At 68.5% G+C, this 21,552-nt stretch carries 19 protein-coding genes; 8 read left to right on the forward strand and 11 right to left on the reverse strand.

The features are described 5' to 3' along the window. Positions 1-101 precede the first annotated feature (101 nt). Both leuS and AC1DB1_RS07480 read right to left on the reverse strand, forming a co-directional pair. Positions 102-2,690, reverse strand: a complete 2,589-nt coding sequence (leuS, locus tag AC1DB1_RS07475) for a leucine--tRNA ligase (RefSeq protein ID WP_477200311.1) — start codon at positions 2,688-2,690, stop codon at positions 102-104. 85 nt (positions 2,691-2,775) lie between these two features. After that, complete coding sequence (locus AC1DB1_RS07480; protein ID WP_477200312.1) at positions 2,776-4,221, reverse strand: anthranilate synthase component I family protein; 1,446 nt, start codon at positions 4,219-4,221, stop codon at positions 2,776-2,778. Positions 4,222-4,238: 17 nt separating this feature from the next. Here AC1DB1_RS07480 and AC1DB1_RS07485 point away from each other — a divergent pair, with 17 nt between their 5' ends. After that, complete coding sequence (locus AC1DB1_RS07485; RefSeq protein ID WP_477200313.1) at positions 4,239-5,021, forward strand: aminotransferase class IV; 783 nt, start codon at positions 4,239-4,241, stop codon at positions 5,019-5,021. 10 nt (positions 5,022-5,031) lie between these two features. Here the strand turns inward: AC1DB1_RS07485 and cydC are convergent, their stop codons facing one another. Genes cydC through AC1DB1_RS07505 form a run of 4 tightly spaced genes read right to left on the reverse strand, consistent with a single transcriptional unit; the run spans position 5,032 to position 10,785 of the window. Beyond that, the gene (gene cydC / locus AC1DB1_RS07490) at positions 5,032-6,711 is read right to left on the reverse strand and encodes a thiol reductant ABC exporter subunit CydC (RefSeq protein ID WP_477200314.1); all 1,680 of its coding nucleotides are present in this window, start codon (positions 6,709-6,711) and stop codon (positions 5,032-5,034) included. Beyond that, entirely contained in the window at positions 6,701-8,338 is a 1,638-nt protein-coding gene (cydD, locus tag AC1DB1_RS07495) for a thiol reductant ABC exporter subunit CydD (RefSeq protein WP_477200315.1), read from the reverse strand. Before cydD ends, cydC begins: the two co-directional genes overlap by 11 nt. A gap of 2 nt (positions 8,339-8,340) precedes the next feature. After that, entirely contained in the window at positions 8,341-9,363 is a 1,023-nt protein-coding gene (gene cydB / locus AC1DB1_RS07500) for a cytochrome d ubiquinol oxidase subunit II (protein WP_271178553.1), read from the reverse strand. 9 nt (positions 9,364-9,372) lie between these two features. Next, the gene (locus AC1DB1_RS07505) at positions 9,373-10,785 is read right to left on the reverse strand and encodes a cytochrome ubiquinol oxidase subunit I (RefSeq protein ID WP_477200316.1); all 1,413 of its coding nucleotides are present in this window, start codon (positions 10,783-10,785) and stop codon (positions 9,373-9,375) included. Between the two features lie 95 nt (positions 10,786-10,880). Here AC1DB1_RS07505 and AC1DB1_RS07510 point away from each other — a divergent pair, with 95 nt between their 5' ends. The 4 genes from AC1DB1_RS07510 to AC1DB1_RS07525 all read left to right on the forward strand — a co-directional run bounded on the left by AC1DB1_RS07510 (position 10,881) and on the right by AC1DB1_RS07525 (position 13,549). Next, positions 10,881-11,249: a BlaI/MecI/CopY family transcriptional regulator gene (locus AC1DB1_RS07510; RefSeq protein WP_271178551.1), complete on the forward strand. Its 369-nt coding sequence runs from the start codon at positions 10,881-10,883 to the stop codon at positions 11,247-11,249. A gap of 6 nt (positions 11,250-11,255) precedes the next feature. Continuing rightward, positions 11,256-12,200: a M56 family metallopeptidase gene (locus tag AC1DB1_RS07515; RefSeq protein WP_271178550.1), complete on the forward strand. Its 945-nt coding sequence runs from the start codon at positions 11,256-11,258 to the stop codon at positions 12,198-12,200. Between the two features lie 66 nt (positions 12,201-12,266). Next, positions 12,267-12,860 carry a TetR/AcrR family transcriptional regulator gene (locus AC1DB1_RS07520; RefSeq protein ID WP_271178549.1) on the forward strand — a complete coding sequence of 198 codons (594 nt, stop codon included), beginning with the start codon at positions 12,267-12,269 and terminating at the stop codon, positions 12,858-12,860. After that, on the forward strand, positions 12,857-13,549 hold the full coding sequence (locus AC1DB1_RS07525) for a DedA family protein (RefSeq protein WP_477200317.1): 693 nt from the start codon (positions 12,857-12,859) through the stop codon (positions 13,547-13,549). Before AC1DB1_RS07520 ends, AC1DB1_RS07525 begins: the two co-directional genes overlap by 4 nt. On the opposite strand, the gene AC1DB1_RS07530 is transcribed toward AC1DB1_RS07525, so the two are convergent. From AC1DB1_RS07530 to AC1DB1_RS07550, 5 genes are all read right to left on the reverse strand, one after another. Further along, complete coding sequence (locus tag AC1DB1_RS07530; RefSeq protein WP_271178547.1) at positions 13,542-14,468, reverse strand: ABC transporter substrate-binding protein; 927 nt, start codon at positions 14,466-14,468, stop codon at positions 13,542-13,544. The two genes, AC1DB1_RS07525 and AC1DB1_RS07530, sit on opposite strands and share 8 nt — an antisense overlap. A 59-nt stretch (positions 14,469-14,527) precedes the next feature. Next, positions 14,528-15,292: an ABC transporter permease gene (locus tag AC1DB1_RS07535; RefSeq protein ID WP_477200318.1), complete on the reverse strand. Its 765-nt coding sequence runs from the start codon at positions 15,290-15,292 to the stop codon at positions 14,528-14,530. Beyond that, a complete protein-coding gene (locus AC1DB1_RS07540; RefSeq protein ID WP_271178545.1) occupies positions 15,289-15,978 on the reverse strand; it encodes an ABC transporter permease in 690 nt (229 codons plus the stop codon). The genes AC1DB1_RS07535 and AC1DB1_RS07540 overlap by 4 nt, the downstream gene beginning before the upstream one ends. After that, a complete protein-coding gene (locus tag AC1DB1_RS07545) occupies positions 15,975-16,856 on the reverse strand; it encodes an ABC transporter ATP-binding protein (protein ID WP_271178544.1) in 882 nt (293 codons plus the stop codon). The genes AC1DB1_RS07540 and AC1DB1_RS07545 overlap by 4 nt, the downstream gene beginning before the upstream one ends. Positions 16,857-17,347: 491 nt before the next feature. Further along, on the reverse strand, positions 17,348-18,007 hold the full coding sequence (locus AC1DB1_RS07550; RefSeq protein ID WP_271178543.1) for a TetR/AcrR family transcriptional regulator: 660 nt from the start codon (positions 18,005-18,007) through the stop codon (positions 17,348-17,350). Positions 18,008-18,213: 206 nt separating this feature from the next. On the opposite strand from AC1DB1_RS07550, the gene AC1DB1_RS07555 reads away from it, so the two are divergent. From AC1DB1_RS07555 to AC1DB1_RS07565, 3 genes are read left to right on the forward strand one after another with little or no spacing between them, the layout of a single operon-like run. Further along, positions 18,214-19,281, forward strand: a complete 1,068-nt coding sequence (locus AC1DB1_RS07555) for an App1 family protein (protein ID WP_271178542.1) — start codon at positions 18,214-18,216, stop codon at positions 19,279-19,281. 34 nt (positions 19,282-19,315) lie between these two features. Continuing rightward, the gene (locus AC1DB1_RS07560) at positions 19,316-20,452 is read left to right on the forward strand and encodes a winged helix DNA-binding domain-containing protein (RefSeq protein WP_477200319.1); all 1,137 of its coding nucleotides are present in this window, start codon (positions 19,316-19,318) and stop codon (positions 20,450-20,452) included. A 15-nt stretch (positions 20,453-20,467) separates the two neighbouring features. After that, on the forward strand, positions 20,468-21,511 hold the full coding sequence (locus tag AC1DB1_RS07565) for an FUSC family protein (RefSeq protein WP_477200553.1): 1,044 nt from the start codon (positions 20,468-20,470) through the stop codon (positions 21,509-21,511). The last annotated feature ends 41 nt before the right edge of the window (positions 21,512-21,552 follow it).

A 21,552-nucleotide genomic window follows, 5' to 3' on the forward strand; every position in this document is an offset into this window, starting at 1 on the left:
CTCACCGGTGGAAAGCGAACGACGGCCCTCCGCTGTGGAGGACCGCCGTGGGCCGAGTTCGCGTCACACGACGCGTCCCGGATACCGAACGCTACCGGGCGCTACCCGCGGGGCCTCGTCGCGATGTTCACCAGACGGGGCGCGCGGACGATCACGTTGACGATCTCGCGATCGCCGACCGAGCGCTTGACGGCATCGGATGAACGTCCGAGGGCCTCCAGCTCGTCGGCCGCGATCTTCGGCGACACCTCGAGGCGGTCGCGCACCTTGCCGTCGACCTGCACGACGGCGGTCACCGACTCCTCGATCAGCAGCGTCGGATCCGGCTTGCGCCACTGCGCCAGCGCCACCGTCGCCTCGTAACCGAGGATCGACCACATGTCCTCCGCCGTGTACGGAGCGAACAGGTTCAGAGCCATCGCCGTGACCTCGGCCGCCTCGCGCACCGCGGGATCCGCGGGCCCGGCGCCGGTGTCGATCGCCTTGCGCGTGGCATTGACGAGCTCCATGAGGCGGGCGACGACGACGTTGAACTTGAACGCCTCGATCAGCCCGGGCGCGTCGGCCAGGAAACGGTGCGTCACGCGACGCAGCGCCTGATCGCCGTTCTTCCACACAGCATCCGGAGCGCTCGTGACGTCGTTCGCCACGCGCCAGGCGCGGGCGAGGAACTTGGCGCTGCCGGACGGCGACACGTCCGCCCAGTCGATGTCGTCCTCGGGAGGCCCGGCGAAGGACATCGTCAGGCGCACGGCGTCGACTCCGTGCTCATCCAGCTGCTCCGCCAGCTTCACCAGGTTGCCGCGCGACTTGCTCATCGCCGATCCGTCCATCAGCACCATGCCCTGGTTGAGCAGTGCGGTGAACGGCTCCGTGAAGCTCAGGTACCCGAGGTCGAACAGCACCTTGGTGATGAACCGCGAGTACAGCAGGTGCAGGATGGCATGGGTGACGCCACCGATGTACTGGTCGACGGGCGCCCACTTCTCGGCCTCCGCCGGGTCGAACGCCTTGGTGTCGTCGTTCACCGACAGGAACCGCAGGAAGTACCACGAGCTGTCGACGAAGGTGTCCATCGTGTCCGTGTCGCGCTTGGCCGGTCCGCCGCACTTCGGGCAGGTCACGTTGACCCAGTCCGAGGCCGCACCCAGCGGGCTCGTGCCCTTGGGCTGCAGGTCGAGACCGTCGGCCGGCGGCAGCAGCACCGGCAGCTCCGACTCGGGCACGGGCACCTCTCCGTCGATCTCGCAGTGGATGATCGGGATCGGCGTCCCCCAGTAGCGCTGGCGTGAGATCAGCCAGTCGCGCAGCCGGAAGTTCTTCGCGGGCGTGCCCAGCGAGCCCGCCTGCAGCGCCTCGGTGATGCGCCGGATGGCGTTGGACTTGCTCAGGCCGTCGAACGGCCCCGAGTTGATCAGCCGACCCTCGCCGGTGAGCGCGACGCCGGTCTCCGACGGGTTGTCCAGCGGCAGATCGTCGGGCAGGATCGGCTCGCCGGTCTCCGGATCCGTGTGGATGACCGGGATCGCGCCGGTGACCGGCTGGTTCGTGTCCAGCACCACGCGCACGGGCAGATCGAACGCTCGAGCGAAATCGAGGTCGCGCTGGTCGTGCGCGGGAACGGCCATGATCGCGCCGTGACCGTAGTCGCTCAGCACGTAGTCGGCGGCCCAGATGGGCAGCTTCTCCCCCGTCAGCGGGTTGACGGCATGACGCTCCAGGAAGACGCCGGTCTTCTCGCGGTCGGTGCTCAGACGGTCCATCTCCGTGGTGCCGCGCACCGCATCCAGGTACTCGTCGAAGCGGGCCTTGACCTCCGGGCGCGCATCCCGAACCAGTTCGGCGGCCAGGTCGGAGTCGGGCGCGACGACCATGAACGTGACCCCGTACAGCGTGTCGGGGCGCGTCGTGTACACCGTGACCGGCTCATCCCGGCCCTCGATCGTGAAGTTCACGTCGGCACCGGTCGACCGCCCGATCCAGTTGCGCTGCATGCTCAGCACCTTGGACGGCCACGCGCCCTCCAGCTGGTTCAGGTCGTCCAGCAGGCGGTCCGCGTAGTCGGTGATGCGGAAGTACCACTGGGTCAGCTTCTTCTTGGTGACCAGATTGTCGCAGCGCTCGCAGCGGCCGTTGACGACCTGCTCGTTCGCCAGCACGGTCTGGTCGAAGGGGCACCAGTTGACCTGGCTCGCCTTGCGGTACGCCAGACCCTTCTCGTACAGCTTCAGGAACAGCCACTGGTTCCAGCGGTAGTAATCGGGGTCGCTCGTCTGCAGGACGCGGTCCCAGTCGAAGCTCGGCGCGTAGCGGCGCATGCTCGCCTTCTGCTGAGCGATGTTGTCGTTGGTCCAGCCGTTGGGGTCGAGTCCGCGCTTGATGGCCGCGTTCTCGGCAGGCAGACCGAAGGAGTCCCAGCCGATCGGGTGCAGCACATTGAAGCCCTGCTGACGCCAGTAGCGCGCGATCACATCGCCGAGTGCGTACGCCTCCGCGTGCCCCATGTGCAGGTCGCCCGAGGGGTACGGGAACATGTCGAGCACGTATTTGCGCGGACGCTTGTCGGCCGGGTCGTCCGTCGCGAACGGCTTGAGGTCTTCCCAGACCGGAAGCCACTTCTTCTGGATGTCGGCGAAGTCGTACTGCGCGCCCTCGGCGGGCGCGTGCGCTGAATCGTGCTCGTGTGCCACGTGACTCTCATTCGTCGGTTCTTGCCGCCTCGCCTGGGAGACGGCGGAAAGCAGAGGGCTGCTGCGTGCCCAAGCATCCAGACTACTAAACGTTCGGGAGGCCCGATCCGTTCCCTGACGCCGTCGGACCGGCTGCGATGACCCCGGCCGCGGCGAGCAGGGCGCGCGCCTTGATCGCCACCTCGTCGAGTTCCTCCTCCGGCACCGACAGCGCGGTGATGCCTCCGCCGGCGCCGATGGTCACGAGATCGGGGCGCACGGTGATGCTCCGGATGACCATCGCGAGGTCCGCCGCGCCGTCGAGACCGACATACCCGAAGCATCCGGCGTAGATGCCGCGCTCGCCCTGCTCGAGCTCGTGCAGGATGCGCATCGCGCTGAGTTTCGGAGCTCCGGTCATCGAGCCGGCCGGGAAGCACGCCGCGATCGCGTCGACCGCCCCGAACCCGGTGCGGAGTCGGCCCTCGACGGTGCTGACCAGCTGATGGACCTGCGCGTAGCTCTCGACGGCGAGCAGGTGCCGCACCTCCACGGAGCCGACCTCGCACACGCGTCCGAGGTCGTTGCGCATCAGGTCGACGATCATCACGTTCTCGGCGCGCTCCTTCTCGCTCGCCTCGAGTTCTGCGCGTAATTCGACGTCGCGTGCGACCGTGGCGCCGCGGGGGCGCGTGCCTTTGATGGGCTTGGTGCGCACGAGGCCGTCGGATCGCACGGCGAGGAACTGCTCCGGAGACGAGCTCACGAGGGACACGCCTGCGATGCGGAGCAGTCCGCCGTGGTGCGCGGGGCTCGCCGCGCGCAGGCGCAGGTGCAGGGCGACGTCGTCGATCGTCGTCTCGGCGACGGCCTGGTTGGTGAGGCACAGCTGGTAGGCATCGCCGCGCCTGATGGCGTCCTGACACTCGGCGATCAGCCGCAGGTACTCGGCGTCGTCGTACCGCCAGACGGCCGGGTGCGGCGGTCCGACCGGATGCGCGGCGGCGTACTGAGCGGCGGCCCCCGCTGGCCGCCCGATCGCGCGACGCACGCGCACCACCCAGGCCTCCTCCGACTCCCCGCTCTCGGCGTCGTCGACGGCCAGCAACTCGATGGTGCGGGTGCCGTGATCGAACGCGATCGCACGGTCGACGAACAGCATCGCGGCATCAGGGCCGGTCGTCGTCGCGATCGGGACGCCGCTCGCAGCCGCTCCGCTCTCATACCCGAGCCAGCCGACCCAGCCGAGCGCGAACGACGGCTCGGTGGTGCGGGGCTCGCTGCGGCCGCGCTCCGTCAGGTCGTCGGAGAGGAAGTCGAGCATCGACCCCGGACGACGTCGGAGACCCGAGGGCGCGTCCACGACGACCTCGCCTGCCGCAACGCTGGAGGTCGCGACGCGCATGCCCGCACCGAGGTAGCTGCGACCGCTGTCGGCATCCGGGCCGGCGTCGAGCCAGACAGCGTTCGCGGCGTCGGCGAAGAGGGCGACGAAGGCGTCGGCGGGATCCGCCCAGCCGTCGACCGGGTAACTGCGGAGTCGGGGAACCACTGCATTAGCCTAGGCGAATGGCTGCGAGCACGACCCTGTGGGACTGGCGCGGTGGCGACCTCGTCGTCGTCGATCACTGCGAGGTCGGTGAGACCGCACTCGAGGCGGCGGACTCGTTCCTGGTCTCCGATGGCAGGGCCCTGGCTCTGGCGCTGCATCGGGAGCGGTTCGCCGAGACGGCCATCGAACGAGGTTTCTCCGACCGCTCTGCGCTCGACGAGTTCTGGCAAGCCGGGTTGGACGCGATCCCCCGCGACGGCCGCTGGTTTCCGCGCTTCGAGCTCGTGACGAGCCGGGATGCTCCCCTGCTGCGATTCCGGCTGCGTACCGCGCCCGACTTGACCGAGTCGGTCGTCGTCGCAACGGCTGCGGACGACCCGCGTCGCGTCCCGCATCTCAAGGGACCGGATCTCGCGGCGCTGAGCCGCCTGCGCCAGGAGGCCCAGCGGGCCGGCGCGCAGGAGGCGGTCATCCTCGACGACGGCCGGGTCAGCGACGGCGCGACGACCGCCCTGCTCTGGTGGCGCGGCGACACTCTCTTCACGCCGCCGCTGGTGCTGCCGCGCGTCGACAGCGTCGCGGCGAGGACGGTTCGCGGGGTGGCCGCGGCCCTCCGTGTGCCGGTGGACGAGGAAGCCGTCGCCCCGGCCGAGTTGGAGGGCGCGACGCTCTGGGCGGTCAATGCGCTGCACGGCATCCGCGCCGTCACTTCGTGGGTCGACGGACCGGCGCTCGCCCAGGATCCGGCGCGCACCGCCGCATGGCGGGCACGCCTGACCGCTCTGGCCCGTCCGTTTTGACGCCCGGGCCTTACGCGAGCACGCGACCGCGCTCGAGGCGGACCCGACGCGTGATCAGGTCATCCGGCACAGCGGTGTGGGAGATGAGCAGCACCGTACGCCCGTCCTCCGCGGCCGTCGTCAGGATGTCGCGAACGACCCGGTCGGCGATGCGGGCATCCACGTTCGCCGCCGGTTCATCGACGATCAGCACGGGGAAGTCGGCCAGGATCGCCCGCGCGACGGCGATCCGCTGTGCCTGTCCTCCGGACACGAGCGCACCGCGCTCCCCCACCGGCGCCCCCAGTCCACCGCGCTCGACGGCCCAGTCGCTCAGACCCACTCGTTCGAGCACAGCGAACAGCTCATCGTCGGTCGCCGTGTCCTTGGCGAACAGCAGGTTCTGACGGAGGTCGGAATCGAACAGATACGGTCGCTGCTCGCAGAGCCCGATGATCGTTCGCACATCGTCCTGCCGAGCATCCCGCGCCTCGACGCCGTCGATCGTGTACGAGCCCTCGTAGTCGATGAAGCGGGTGAGCACATGGGCAAGGGCCGTCTTCCCCGCACCCGTCGGGCCGGTCAACACGACGCGCTCGCCGGGGTGCAGACGGATCGACACGTCGTCCAGCACCGGTTCCGCCGTTCCTGGCCATCGCGCGCTCATCCCCCGCAACTCGATGACGGGACCCACGTGACGTTCGAGCGCCACGGCGTCGGGCCGGTCGACCGGCACCCCTGCCGGCGGCTGGTAGGGCGTCGTGGCGGCGAGCCGCCGTGCGCTGGCGATCACCTGGCGTCGCGCACCGAGTGCCAGGGGCACCGTTCCGAACACCTCGAACACGGCGAGCGGCAGCAGCGCGATCACCGCGAGCGTCGGCGCGTCGAGCCGGTGGGCGCCGAGAGCGGGAACCCCCGCCGCCAACGCAGCAGCGGTCGCCGCACCCGCGAGAACGGACACGACGGCGCTGGTCAACGCGGACCCCGAGGCGCGGGACCGGATCGCGTCGGTGAGCGTGCGACTCGCGGCGCCGACCCGTCGCTGTGCGCTGTCCAGGGCGCCGTAGGCCGTGAGCACATCCAGGTTTCCGACCAGGTCGCTGACGCTGTCGTTGAGTGCTGCCCGGAGCGGGGCGATGGTGCGCTCGGCCGCGCCGGATGCCCAGCGGTTGATCAGTGTGCCCAGGAGGAAGGCGAGAACGAGCGAGACGAGGAGGGCGAGTCCGGCCTCGGGAAGGAGCAGGGTAACGCCGACGACGCTCACGGCTGCGATGATCCCGGCGGTGACGAGCGGCTGCACGACGCGGAGCGAGTGATTCTGCAGTTCGTCGACATCATCCGCTACCCGGGTCAGCAGGTCACCACGTCGGGTGTCGCCGAGGCCGTCGGGCGCGAGGGGCACCAGCCTCCCGAACAGTTCGGAGCGGATGGTCGCCAACTGCCGGAAGGCCGCATCGTGACCCGAGAGCCGCTCGAGATAGCGGAAGAAGGCCCGGCCGAGCGCGAACGCCCGAACGCCGACGACCGCCATCGAGATGTAGATCAGTGCGGGCTGCTCGGACGCCCGGGTGATCAGCCACGCCGAGACGGCCAGCAGGGCGACAGCGCTGCCGGCGCTCAGCACGCCGAACGCGATGCCGACCCACAACCGGCGGGCGGGGGGAAGCGCAAGCCGGAGGATGCGCCGGGTCGGAGCGGATTCAGCGGACACTGGTCAGCACCTCCAGCGGTATCACGTGGTCGGCGGCCTCGACGACGGGGGCACGGTGGCTGACGACCACCACGGTGCGGCCTTCAACGGCCACACGCCGGAGATTCACGATCAGCGCGGCCTCCGTCGCGTCGTCGAGCGCGGATGTGGGCTCATCGAGGATCAGCACCGGGCAGCGCTCGGCGCGCATCCGGTACAGCGCCCGCGCGACCGCGACACGCTGCGCCTGTCCGCCCGAGAGACCCCTCCCGCCGGGGGCGAGCAGTGTCGACGGCTCGAGCTCCGGCGCCGCCGCCTCCCGCAGCGACGCGGCGACCAGGTCGGCATCCGGAGCGGGGGCACCCAGGGCGACGTTCGCGGCGATCGTGCCGGCGATCAGTCCGGGATTCTGCCCCGACCACGCGATGAGAGAGCGCCGGACGAGGTCGTCGTGCTCCGCTCCCACCGCTATCCGGCCCGAGGCGGGAGTGAACCCGAGGGCAGCCCCGATCAGGCTCGACTTCCCGGACCCGCTCGGCGCGCTCAGCACACTGAGGGCGCCCGCCCGAGCCTCGGCGCTGAATCCGGCGACGATCGGCCGACCGTCGTACGCGATCGTGACGTCGTCGAACGTCAGTGATGCGCGGGTGAGATCCTGTTGAGCCGCCGCCGGGGCCGCCTGAGGCGCCGACGCGCGGTCGGCGTCGAGTATCTCGAAGGCGCCCTGTGCGGCCTCGATGCCCTCCGTCGCCGCGTGGTACGCCGCGCCGACGTTGCGGAGCGGGAGGAAGGCCTCCGGCGCGAGCAGCAGCACGAACAGCCCGACCGACAGATCGAGCTGACCGTTCAGCAGCCGGAGCCCGATCGCTACCGCGACGAGCGCCACCGAGAGGCTCGCTGCGAGCTCGAGCACGAATCCCGAGAGGAAGGACATGCGCAGCACCTTCATGGTGTGCACCCGGTACTCGTCGCTGACCGCGCGGATCCGGGCCGTCTGCCGGTGCTGCCGCCCGAAGAGCTTGAGCGTCGACAGCCCGTCGACAACGTCGAGGAAGCCCCGCGACAGTGTCGACAGGGCCGCCCACTGCTTCTGCTGCGCCGCCTGGGTCGCCCAGCCGATGAGCATCATGAAGATCGGGATGAGCGGCAGCGTGATGAGCACGATGATGCCGCTCGTCGGGTCGCTCCAGAAGATCATCCCGACCAGCAGCGGGGTCGCAACGGCGGTCAGGATGAGCTGCGGCACATAGGCCGTGAAGTATCCCTCGAGAGCATCGAGCCCGCGGCCGATCGTGAGCGTCACCTGCGTGCCGCTGCGCGTCGAGAGCCAGCTCGGTCCGAGCCGTCCGATGGCGCCGGTCAAGGCCTGACGCAACTGGCCGATGACGGCGGCCCCACCCCGCGCCGCCGCCGCGTCGGACAACCAGAGCACCAGACCCCGCACGAGGATCACGAGCACCAGCGCGCCGAGCAGCCCACTGATCGCCGCGATGTCGTCCCCGGCGATCGCGCGCACGACCACCTGAGTGACGAGCCAGGCGAACGCGATGATGCTGGCCGTGCGCAGGAGCGCAAGCGCACCTCCGGCGGCGAGCATGGTGCGCGCCGCCGCGGCGTAGCGGAGCAGACGGGGATCGAGAGGACGCACGGTCAGGCGGCGTTCGCGGTGACCGGAGCTTCTTCCGGGATCTGGGCACGGGTCACGCGCTTGCGGAAGATCCAGTAGGTGAACCCCTGGTAGAGCAGGATCAGTGGCAGGAAGATCGCGGCGACCCAGGTCATCACGGTGAGCGTCGTATCGGTGCTCGACGCATTGGCGATCGTCAGGCTGTTCTCCGGGTTCGGCGAGGAGGGCATCACGTTCGGGAACAGTGCTGCGAACAGCGACACCACGGCGAGGCCGATGGTGAGCGCCATGAACGTGAACGACCATCCCTCCGCACCGCGCAGGTTGGCGACCCACGACGAGATCAGGGCGACCGCCGCCAGCGCGGCGAGGATCAGGAATACGACCGAGAAGTGCGCGATGCCGGTCCAAAGCAGGAACGCCGCCGCGACGACGATCGCGATCGCGCCCGACCTCACGGCGAGCCGGCGGGCCCGCTCACGGATGGGACCGTCCGTCTTGAGCGAGATGAACACGACCCCGTGGGTGAAGAACAGCAGCAGTGTCGTCAGGCCGCCGAGCAGCCCGTACGGGTTGAGCAGGTCGAAGAGCGTCCCCGTGTAGTTGTGCTGGGCATCGAGGGCGACGCCCTGCACGATGTTGGCGAAGGCGCAGCCCCACAGGAACGCGGGCAGAGCCGACCCGACGATGATCATGCCGTCGAACCACTTCTTCCAGCGCGAGTCGGGGCGCTGGTGACGGTACTCGAACGAGACGCCGCGGGCGATGAGCGCCAGCAGGATGAGGAGCAGGGCCAGATAGAAGCCGCTGAACAGCGTCGCGTACCACTCGGGGAAGGCCGCGAACAGCGCAGCGCCGCCGACGATCACCCAGGTCTCGTTGAGGTCCCAGACCGGGCCGATGGTGTTGATCATCACGCGACGGTCGACGTCGTCCTTGCCCAGGAACGGCAACGCCATCCCCACGCCGAAGTCGAAGCCGTCGAGCACGAAGTAGCCGACGAAGAAGAAGGCGACGATGCCGAACCAGAGAATTGCCAGATCCATCAGTGTCTCCTAGTAGACCGTCGCGACCGGGACGTGTTTTCCCTCTTCGTCGAGGTGATCCTCGACGGGGGCCGGGCCCTTTTGGGCCGCACGTTTGATGAGCAGGAACTCGACCACCGCGAGCACTCCGTAGATCGCCGTGAACGCCACGAGCGAGATGAGCACGGTGAGCCCGGTGACGTTCGGCGAGACGCCGTCGGCCGTCTTCATGAGGCTGAAGACGATCCACGGTTGTCTGCCCATCTCGGTGAAGATCCAGCCGACGGTCATCGCCAGCAGTGAGAGCGGGAACGCCCAGATCGCGACCTTCCACACCCAGACCCGCTGCGGCATGCGGCCCTTCCTGGTGATCCACAGACCGACGACGGCGATGAGCACGTGGAGCGCACCGAGGCCGATCATCCAGCGGAACGCCCAATAGGTGACCCAGATGATGGGGGTGTAGTCACCGGGGCCGTAGATCTGCGCGTAGTGCGCCTGGAGGTCGTTGATGCCCTCGACGGTGCCGTCGAGCGTGTGCGTCGACAGGAACGACAGCAGGTACGGGATGCGGATGGAGAACAGTTCGTGCACTCCGTCCGGCGTGCCCAGCGTGAAGATCGAGAACGATGCATCGGCGCCGGTTGACGTCTTGTAGAGAGCCTCTGCCGCGGCCATCTTCATCGGCTGCGTCTGCACCATGGCGAGTCCGAGCTGGTCGCCGCTCAGCACGGTGAGCGCACCGGCGCCGACCATGGTCCAGAGGCCGAACTTGAGCGCCGGACGCATCGTCTCGATGTTCTGCTTGCGCGCGAGATGCCACGCGGCCACCGAGATGATCAGTCCCGCCGACACCATGAAGCACGCGAAGATCGTGTGCGGGAACGCGGCCAGTGCCACCTTGTTCGTGAGCACGGCCCAGATGTCGGTCAGCTCGGCACGGCCCCGCCCCTCGTTGAGCGTGTAGCCGACGGGGTTCTGCATGAATGCGTTCGCGGCGATGATGAAGTACGCCGAGAGGATGCTGCCGGCCGCGGTGAGCCAGATGGTGGCGAGATGGAGCCCTCGTGGGAGTTTGTCCCAGCCGAAGATCCACAGGCCGATGAAGGTCGCCTCCAGGAAGAAGGCGAGCAGCCCTTCGAGGGCGAGCGGGGCGCCGAAGACGTCGCCGACGAAGCGCGAGTAGTTGGACCAGTTCATGCCGAACTGGAACTCCTGCACGATGCCGGTGACGACGCCCATGGCGAAGTTGATCAGGAAGATCTTGCCGAAGAAGTGGGTGAGCTGCAGATAGTGCACCTTGCCCGTGCGGTACCACGCCGTCTGGAAGATGGCGACGACGGTCACGACCCCGATCGTGATCGGGACGAACAGAAAGTGGTAGATCGTCGTCAATCCGAACTGCCACCGCGAGAGCAGCAGCGGATCTAACCATTCGTTCACAGCAACTCCACCAATCCCCATGGTTTCTACACCGTGTAGAACACATTTCTACTCAGTGTAGAACATTCTCAGCAAGGCCGCGCTACCCTAGAACCGTGGCGAATCTCGGAGAACTCGAACGAGCAGTGATGGATACTCTGTGGAACAGCGGCACCCCTGTCTCCGCCAACGAACTACGCGACAAGCTAGCTTCATCCCGGGGTGACGGCAAGGGACCGGCGCTCACGACGGTGCTCACCGTGCTGTCCCGTCTCGAGACCAAGGGCTTCGTCGAGCGCGACCGCGGTACCCGTCCGCACCTCTACTTCGCCGCGCTCTCCCGCGCGAGCCATGTCGCCGATCTCATGCACGAGGTCCTCGAGAGCTCGTCCGACCGCACGGCGGCCCTCGCCCACTTCGTCGGCTCCGTCGACGAGTCCGAAGCCGAGACCCTCCGGCGCCTCCTCTCGACGCGCTCGCAGTAGCGTCCGGTGACGCCCGTCAACGACATCGCGCTCGCGCTCGGCGTGCTCGCCGTCGCGCTGGCCTGGCCGGTCCCCGCGCTGCTGGCGCGTGCATCCTGGCCCGCCAGGGCTCCCGTGCTGGCACTCGCCCTCTGGCAGTCGATCGCCCTCGCCGGTGGCATCTCGATGATCGGCTCTCTGCTGCTCTTCGGCCTCCAGCCATTCGGCGACGACCTCTGGAGCCGGATCGCCAGCGCCTTCGGTTCGATCCTCAGCGGCCCTCTCCCGCCGCAGGCATCCCTGCTGAACACCTTCGCGCTGAGCGCGGCCGTGCTGCTCGCCGTGCACCTGATCCTCAATCTCGCGCTCACATCGGTGCGCAGCCGCCGCCAGCGGCATCGACACCGGGAGCTCCTCGGCCTGCTGAGCTCCCCGCTTCCCGACACGCCGTCGACGCGGGTGATCGACCATCCCGCCCCTGCCGCCTACTGCCTTCCGGGAGCACGCAGCATCACCGTGCTCTCCGAGGGGATGATCGAACTGCTCACTCCCGAGCAGCTGGAGGCCGTCATCGCGCACGAGCGTGCGCATCTGAGACAGAAGCACCACCTGCTGCTCGACGCGTTCCGGTCGTGGAAGCGGGCTCTCCCGTGGTTCCCGATCGCGACCCGCGCGCAGGATGCCGTCGCTCTGCTCGTCGAGATGCTGGCGGACGACCAGGCACGACGTGTGTCAGGAGACACGGTGCTGGCGGAGGCGATCGAGCTCGTCGACGCGACGGGAAGCGCCGGCGCCGTCCTCGGCGCCCCGAAAGACAGTCGCACACCGGCCGAGCGACGCACGGCGCTCGTGTCCCGCGAGGCGCGACTTCTCGACCCGCCGGCGCCGATCAGCCCGGCCGCGCGCGCCTTCGTGGTCGTCATCTGCGCCGCGCTCGTGCTCGTGCCGCCCATCCTGGTGCTGACGAGCTGAGCGATCCGGGCGCCGGCCAGCGGGGTGTGAGGCGACGCCCAGCCCGCGCACAGTAGCATTTCCACCATGCCGAAGAAGGGGTCGTACGCCAAGGGGATCGCCAAGCGGGAGGAGATCCTCACGACCGCGCTGGAGGTGTTCGCCCAGAAGGGGTATCGCCGCGCATCTCTGCGCGAGATCGCCGAGTCCGTCGGGCTCAGCCAGGCGGGCCTGCTGCATCACTTCTCCTCCAAGGAGGAACTCTTCGCCGAGGTGCTGCGCAAGCGCGACGAGGTGGATGTGACGGGTACCGATCCGGATGCCGGCGACTTCGACGCGTTCGGCGCCCTGGTGGGTGCCGTGCGGCACAATGCCGAGGTCCCCGGCCTCGTGCAGCTCTACGCCACGATCTCGGCGGAAGCCGCCGACGACGATCACCCGGGCCACGACTACTTCGTCGAGCGCTATCGCACGTTCATCGGTCAGCTCGAGAAGCACGTGCGCGCAGAACAGCAGGCCGGACGGATCGATCCCGCACTGGATGCGCTGCAGGTCGCCAGGCTCGGCATCGCGGTCGCCGACGGCATGCAGGTGCAGTGGATGCTGGACAGCGAGGCCGACATGGCCGACGCCCTCTCCGCCTTCTGGGACCTCGTTCAGCGCACCGGGGACCGCCGGTGAACGACGCGCTCACCTGGATCCTCGACCTGGTGCAGAGCGTGGATCCCGTTCTGCGCACGGCCATCGCCGGCCTCGGGATGCTGCTCGAGACGTCGATCCTCGTGGGGCTCGTCGTGCCCGGCGATACGATCGTGCTCGTCGCGAGCACGGCGGTCGGCAATCCGGTCGAGTACATCGCCCTCGTGATCGTCGTCATCGTCGGCGCGCTCTGCGGGGAGAGCATCGGCTTCGCGCTCGGCCGGTTCTTCGGCCCCAAGATCCGGGCGAGCGGCCTGGGTCGTCGCATCGGCCAGAACAACTGGGACCGCGCGGAGGCGTACCTCGCGAAGCGAGGCGGCATCGCGGTGTTCCTGTCGCGCTTTCTGCCCGTGCTGCACTCGCTGATCCCGCTGACGGTCGGAATGAGCCCGATGCGGTACCGCACCTTCATGCGTTGGACGATTCCGGCGTGCGTGATCTGGGCGTTCGCGTACGTCTCCGTCGGTTCGGCGGCCGCGGGAAGCTACCGCGAGCTCTCGCGCGAACTGCACTGGGCCGGCTACGTCTTCGTCGCGGTCATCGCCTTCTTCATCCTTCTGGCGATCGTGGTGAAGAAGGTGCTTCAGAAGCGGGAGGCCCGGCACATGGATGCGGCGGCCCGGTCACCCGAGCCGCCGCACGCACCTGAGACCGAAGCCCCGCCTACTTGATCGGGTGGCTCGCCAGCCACTCCTTGGCGAGCGCGTCGGGCTGCGTCTTCGACGCGCCCTGGTTCTCGCTGTTCAGCGTGATGAGGTCCTCGGTGGTCAGCGCCTTGGAGACCTGGTTCAGGACGTCCTTGACGGTGTTCGAGGCCTTCTTGCTGTTGATCAGCGGCACCACGTTCTGCGCGGCGATCAGGCTCTTCGGGTCCTTGAGGGTCACGAAGTTGTTTTCCTTGATCGCGGGCGTGGTCGTGTAGATGTCCGCGAGCTGGACGTCGCCGTTCTTCAGGGCGGCGACGGTCAGCGGACCACCGCTGTCGCTGATCTTCTTGAGCGTCGCGGTAACGCCGTACGCGCTCTTGAGTCCCGGGATGCCGTACGGACGCGTGGCGAACTCGGGGTTCGCGCCGACGACCAGCGGGATCGTCACCTTGGACAGATCGGCCAGGCTGGTGACGCCGTACTTGTCCGAGAACTCCTTGGTGACGTTGTACGAGTCGGCGTCCTGGGCCTGCGACTGATCGAGGACCTCGAACCCGCTGGGAAGGGCGTCGTTCAGCGCGGCGAAGACGTCGTCGCTGGAGGTCGCCGTGCTGTCCTTCGAGTAGTACTGCAGCAGGTTGCCGCTGTACTCCGGGACCAGGTCGATCGAGCCGTCCTTGAGCGCGGCAAGGTAGACGTCGCGCTGGCCGATGTTCGGCTTGGTGGTGACCTTCACGCCCTTGGACTCGAGCGCCTGCGCGTAGATCTGCATCAGGATCTCGTTCTCGGGGAACGCGGCCGAGCCGACCGTGATGGTGTCGGGCGCGGACGAGGCGGTGTCGCCGCTCAGCGCGCCGCCGCCAGACGAGCACGCGCTGAGAGCCAGCAGGGCTCCCGCCGCGATCACGCCGGCCGCGATGCGGCCTCTCTTGTGTGCGAACATGTGATTTCTCTCTTTCGTGGGTGCAGTGGTGTCAGTGGTGCTGGGTGGGTCGGGAACGTTCAGGGGGCCTCCGGGCTGACGGCCGGATCCGAGGACACGCGGGCCGTTCCGACAGAGCGTCCGGTGTCTCTGGTGCGCACGTCGGCGACCTTGCCGGCGGTGACGCCGCGCGGGACGACGAGTCGTTGCGTCAGAGCGAAGAGCCCGTCGACGACGAGAGCGAGCGCGACCACGAGGATCGAGCCGCCGAGCATCTCGTCGTAGCGGCGCACCGGGAGGCCGTCGAACAGATATCGTCCGAGCCCTCCGACCGACAGGATCGCCGCGACGGTCCACGTCGCGATCACCTGCAGTGCGGCCGACCGGAGTCCGCCGATCAGCAGCGGCAGCCCGAGCGGCAGCTCGACCTTGCGCAGGATCTGGAACTCGGTCATGCCCATCGCGCGGGCGGCGTCGACGGTGCGCGGATCGACCGATTCGACACCGGCGTAGGCGCCGGCGAGCACCGGCGGGATCGCGAGGATCGTCAACGCGATGAGCGCGGGGATGATCGTCAGGCTGACGCTCGAGAGGGAGAGTGCCAGCAGCACGACCAGGCCCAGCGTCGGGATGGCGCGCAGAGCGCCCGAGAGGCCGACCGCGAGGCCGCGGAAGCGCCGCGTGTGCCCGATCGCGAGTCCGATCGGGATGGCGATGATCGCCGCGATGACGAGGGTGAGCGCCGAGTACTCGATGTGCTGTGAGAGGCGGTTCGGGATGCCGTCCTCCCCCGACCAGTTGACGGGGTCGAAGAGCCAGGCGAACGCCGAGAGGATGTCGGTCATGCTTCAGTCACCGCCGTCAGTGCTGCGCGTCGCGATGCCCGCTTGCTGCGGCGGTCGACGAGCGTCCACGGCATCAGCAGCCGCCCGAAAAGCACCAGGATCGTGTCGAACACGAGCGCGATGATCATGATCGCCACGATGCCGATGATCACTTCGTCGGGGAAGTTGCGCTGAATGCCGTCGGTGAACAGGTTTCCGAGGCTGCTCACGCCGATCAGGGAACCGATGCTCACGAGACTGACCGTGCTCACCGACACCACGCGGAGGCCGGCCAGGAGCACAGGACCGGAGAGCGGGAGCTCGACCGTCCAGAACCGCTTCCAGGTGGAGAACCCGACCGCCGTCGCCGACTGGAGAACGTCGCCGGAGACGGAGGCGAGTGCGTCGGCCGTGCTGCGCACCATGAGGGCGAGCGCGTAGATGCTGAGCGCGATGATCACGTTGATCGGATTGAGGATCTGCGTTCCGATCAACGCGGGCATGGACACGAACAGCGGCAACGACGGGATGGCGTACAGGATGCCGCACACCGTCAGCACCGTTCCCCGGCTCGCGTGATAGCGGTTCGCGACCCAGCCGATCGGGATGGAGACGACGAACCCGATGAGGATCGGAAGGACGCTCAGGATGACGTGAGCGACCGTGAGGTCCCAGACCAGGCCGAAGTTCGACCACAGCCAGCTCACGACGCTTCCTCACCCTGCGCCGGAGCACCCACGACCGAGACGGTCGCAGCCTTTGCCTCAGCGGGCGCGCCGGAGAGCACTCCGGCCGGTCGCCCTTCACTGTCGACCAGCACGTCGCCGGCCGGGGTCTTCTCGATGTGCAGCGCGCGCTTGCCGCGGTCGGCCCCGACGAACGAGGCGACGAAGTCGTCGGCGGGATTCGCCAGGATCTCGGACGGCGTGCCCTTCTGCGCGACGATCCCGCCCTTGCGGAAGATCACGACCTGCTCTCCGAGGCGAAAAGCCTCGTCGATGTCGTGCGTCACGAACACCACCGTCTTGTCGAGGTCGCGCTGCAGCCGGAGGAGCTCGTTCTGGAGCTCGTCGCGGACGATCGGGTCGACGGCGCCGAACGGCTCGTCCATGAGCAGGATGTTCGGGTCGACCGCGAGGCCGCGGGCCACTCCGACGCGCTGCTGCTGCCCGCCGGAGAGCTGGCTCGGGTACTTGTCGGCGAGCGACCGCTCGAGACCGACGTCGTCCATCAGCTCCAGCGCGCGCTCCCTGGCGTCCTTCTTCTTCACGCCGCGCAGCAGCGGAACGGTCGCGATGTTGTCCACGACCTTGCGGTGCGGCAGCAGCCCGGAGTTCTGCATCACGTAACCGATGCTGCGCCGCAGCGGGACCGGCTTGAGCGTCATGACGTCTTCGCCGTCGATCTCGACGGATCCACTGGTCGGGTCGACCATCCGGTTGATCATGCGCAGGATGGTCGTCTTGCCGCTACCGGACGAACCGACGAGCACCGTGATGGTGCGGGAGGGGATGACCAGCGAGAAGTCTTTGACCGCAACGGTGCCGTCGGGAAACTGCTTCGTTACCGAGCGGAACTCGATCATGTGTGCGGCTCATTCCTCGAAGTGTGCATCGGATCAACACAGGCCTGTCCTTCCACCCAAACACCATTCCGGGGGTTTGGCAAAGCATTGAGACGATTTGTGGCAACGCGGGCGCCGGCCATCGGTTGCCCCCTTTCGCTGTCGGCAGGAGTGTCTACTGTGTTCGTCGTGCGGGCCGTATCGGATGCCAACATGCCATCGCCCACCGACATTCCCAGCCCGATCCCAGGGTGGAGCGGCGTGTGAGCACACCAGGTGCCGCCGTCCTCGGCTCGGTCGGGATCGACTGCCCGGATCCGGCGGAGCGCGCACGCACCTACGCCGTTGTACGGAGCCGGCCTCCAGCGCACGCCGACCACCGGGCGCATGCGCATTGGCAGGCGCTCGGAGTACGCACGTGGCCGGTCAGCCTGTGCCGATCACGTCAGCGGGCGAGCCTGACTCGTGCCGAGCCTTCAGCGGGCGCAGACCGCGACCGCAGCGGTGACGCGCTACTCGCCGTCGCCGTAGCGCTTCGCGAGGTACTCGCGGGCCACGACGCGCGCCTCGGCGATGAACCGCTCGTCGCCATCCGGATCGACAAGGAACGCGCGGTTGATCAGCGAGTCCGAGATCTCGACGACGATCTCGAGCCGGAACTTCAACTCGTCTCCGGCCGGCAGACCGAACTCGTCGGACAGGATCTCGGCGAAGCGGTGGGCGAAGAAGTCGTCATCATCGTCGACGGTCTCGCCGGGCAACCCCGAGCGCTCGGCGTCGGTGAACCGGATGATGCGGAAACCGGGCTCGGTGCGGAACATCAGCACGAAAGCGTCGATCGCGCATTCGACAGCGTTCCACCAGTGCTCGGGCTCGGCGTCGCGGATCGCGTCGACGACGGCGCCCCGATAGCGCTGCACCGCCCGGTCGCGCAGCGCCTGGAGCAGCACGATGCGATCCGGGAAGTAGCGGTACACGGTACCGATCGACGCGCCGGCGCGTTCGGCGACCATGGCCGTCGTGAGTCGGTCGAAACCGATCTCGTCGACGACTTCGGCCGCGGCGTCGAGCAGCGCGTCGATGCGGGCGGCACTGCGCTCCTGGATCGGCTCCGTGCGGACGAGCGGCGCACCTGTCTGGTTCTGACCGGCTACGAGGTCATTGATGGGCACGAGGGCAACTCCTTCTTTCCTGCAGGTCAACAATACGTTGGTCCGGGTCCCCAGCCCCGCAGAAGCATCAGCTCTGCGATATTCGGATCATATTCGTGGAAACCTCATTTCCGCCTCCGAATTGTCAACGACGCGCCGTCATTCTGTCCCCCAGATCTGGGGGCTGCGCGCAAACGTGCTCATGGAACATGAGAAACTGGTCACATATGCCTCAGTCCTCTGACCGACGCGCCGGCAGCGTCGAGCCCATCATGCATCGTGCTGCGCGCGTCGAGGACGCCTTCCACGCCTTCCGCGCGCGACGTGCACGCAAGCGGGGCTACCTGCCCACCGTCGTGCCGTACACCGGCTATGGTGCGCCGACGTGGGCGCGCATCCTGGGCCGGGTGGTGCTGGCGAAGGACCCGAAGCCGGGCAGTCGCGCCGAGCGGCTGCACCGCAAGCGCGAGGAGAGCATCCGGGGCTGGCGGTCGTTCACGAGCGTCCCCGTCGCCGACGTGCCGGTCACGATCGAGATCGAGGGCGACACCCATACGGTGATGCCCGACCGCGGCGGCGTGTTCGACACGGTCATCCCGGTGCAGCTCTCCCCCGGCTGGCACACGGTGCGGATGTCGACAGAAGGCTCGTCGCGCACATTCGAGTCCCCCGTGCTCATCATCGATCCGTCGGCGACGTTCGGCATCGTCTCCGATGTCGACGACACCGTGATGGTCACCGCGCTCCCCCGCCCGCTGCTGGCTGCCTGGAACACCTTTGTGCTCGACGAGCACGCGCGCGTCCCCACCCCCGGGATGGCCGTGCTGCTGGAGCGCCTCGCCGCCACGCATCCCGGCACTCCCGTGGTGTACCTCTCGACCGGAGCCTGGAACGTCGCCCCGACGCTCACGCGCTTCCTGTCGCGCAATCTGTTCCCGGCAGGTCCCCTGCTGCTGACCGACTGGGGGCCGACGCACGACCGCTGGTTCCGCAGTGGACGCGACCACAAGCGCTCCAGCCTCGTGCGACTGGCCGAGGAGTTCCCCGGACTCAAGTGGCTGCTCGTGGGCGACGACGGTCAGCACGACGAGCAGCTCTACGCCGACTTCACCCGTGAGCACCCTGACAGCGTCGCCGCGGTCGCCATCCGCCAGCTCTCCAATGGTGAGGCGGTACTGGCCGGTGGACGCTCCAAGGCCGAGAAGCACAGCGAGATCAGCGGCGCGCCGTGGGTCTACGCGCCCGACGGCGCCGGCCTCAGCGAGCAGCTGACCGACGCCGGGATGCTTCCCTAGCCGGGCTGTCGGCGGTCTCCGCCATACTGGGCGCATGCCCGCCAGCATCGCCGACCTGCTCCGACTTCGTCTGATCGCGCAGGGTCTGAGCCCGCAGGGTCTGAGCCCGCATGATGTCGACGACGCGAGCCCGGTCGACGCGGCAGCCGTCGTGCAGCATCTTCTCGCCGTGCAGGCGCAGGACTTCGGCGCGGCATGCTGGGCGCTCGGCATCCGCGCTCCCGGCATCACCCTCGGTGATGTGACGGCAGCGCTCGACGCCGGCACGGTCATCCGGTCGTGGCCGATGCGCGGCACCCTGCACTTCGTGCCGCCGGCCGATCTGGGCTGGATGCTGGGCGTCACCACCCAGCGCATGATCAGCGGCCTCACGCTGCGGCACCGGCAGCTCGAGCTCGAAGATGCCGACTTCGGCCGGGCACGCGACCTCGTCACCGAAGCGCTCAGCGGCGGTCGCAGCATCGGGCGCGCCGAGCTGATGGAGCTCTGGGAGGCGAACGGGATCGCGACGGCCGGCCAACGCGGCTATCACCTCATCTACTACCTCGCGCAGACGGGCCTGTTGTGCTGGGGGCCGACGCACCGGTCCCAGCAGGCGCTCGTGCTCCTCGACGAGTGGGTCCCGGAGCCGCGCCACCTCGAACCGGACGAGGCCCTGGCCGAGTTCCTGGTGCGCTATCTGGCCGGGCACGGCCCTGCGACGATCAAGGACTTCGTCTGGTGGACCAAGGGAACCGTCGCCGGAGCGAAGACGGCCCTCGCCGTGGCGGGCGACCGCCTCACCTCCGTCGAGGTCGACGGAACGGAGTACTGGCTCACATCCGAGCTCGCCGGCATGCCCGCCGCACCCGCACGAACCACAGCGTCGTCGGTGAAGCTCGTCCCCGCGTTCGACGAGTACCTCCTCGGCTATCAGAACCGCGACCCCGTGCTCGATCCCGCCCATGCCTCGATCGTCGTCCCGGGAGGCAACGGCGTCTTCGCGCCCGTGATCGTCTCCCGTGGCCGCATCGTCGGCATCTGGAAGCGCACGGCGACCGCGAAACGCGTGACCGTGCATCCGCAGCCGTTCGATCGCCTGACCCGTGTCGAGGAATCCGGCGTCGAACGCGGAGCGCGCGACTACGCACGTTTCCTCGGAGTCGACGTGGCCGTCGGCGCGCCCCGCTAACCTGGAGGGGTGGCACTGCGACTCCCTGCAAGCATCAGAGCGGCGTCACGGGTCCCCCTGCTGCAGGTCACGAAGACCGCGATCGCGATGGTCTTGGCGTGGGTGATCGCCGGCCTCTTCCTCCCGAACGAACTGCCGATCTTCGCGACGATCGCGGCCCTGCTCGTGGTGCAGCCGAGTGTGAACCAGTCCGTCGGGCGCGCGATCGAACGCAGCCTCGGCGTGATCGTCGGCGTGCTGGTGGCGTACGCGATCGGCCTCGCCTTCGGCACGAACGCATGGATCGTGCTCGTCGCCGTCGTGGTGTCGCTGTTCGTGTCCTGGGCGCTCAAGCTCACCCCGGGCACGGCCAACCAGGTTCCGATCACGGCGATGCTGGTGCTCGCCGTCGGCGCCTCGACGCCCGACTACGCGTTCGCCCGGGTCATCGAGACGGTGATCGGCGCGGCCATCGGCGTCGTCGTCAACATCACGATCGTGCCTCCGGTGCTCCTCGCTCCCGCCCACACCTCGGTCCACCGGCTGGGCAACGAGATCGCCGCGACGCTCGACCGTCTCGCCGACGCGCTCGGCCGCACACAGACGCCGCAGCAGCTCAACGAGCTGCTGCTCCAGGCACGCCTGCTGCGCCCGATGGAGACCAAGGCCGACACTGCCCTCACCCAGGGCAGGGAGAGCCTGACGCTGAACCCGCGCCAGACCAAGCACCGACGCGTGCTGGAGCACGACGACGAGCTCTTCACGCGCTTCCGGCCGTTGATCACCCGCGCACTCGGCATGACGCGCGCGTTCCACGACCACTACGACGACAGCCTGGCCGGCGAGCCGACCCTGGAGGCGATCGCCGAAGAGCTGCGCCGCTCGGCCCACGACCTGCGCCTCCTGGCCCGTGATCCGGACGCGCCGGTCGACGAGCCGTCGACGGAGACGGCCGGCATCCCCGTGCTCACCGCGCCCCTGGTGATCTCGACGCCGGACCCACGGCACTGGGTGCTGATCGGCTCCCTGGTGGAAGACCTGCGGCGCATCCACGACGAGATCACCGGCGACAGCTCCTGACGGGGAAACTGGGCGACGCGAAAAAGGGCCCCGCCGAAGCG

Source organism: Leifsonia sp. 10N434 (assembly GCF_056394405.1).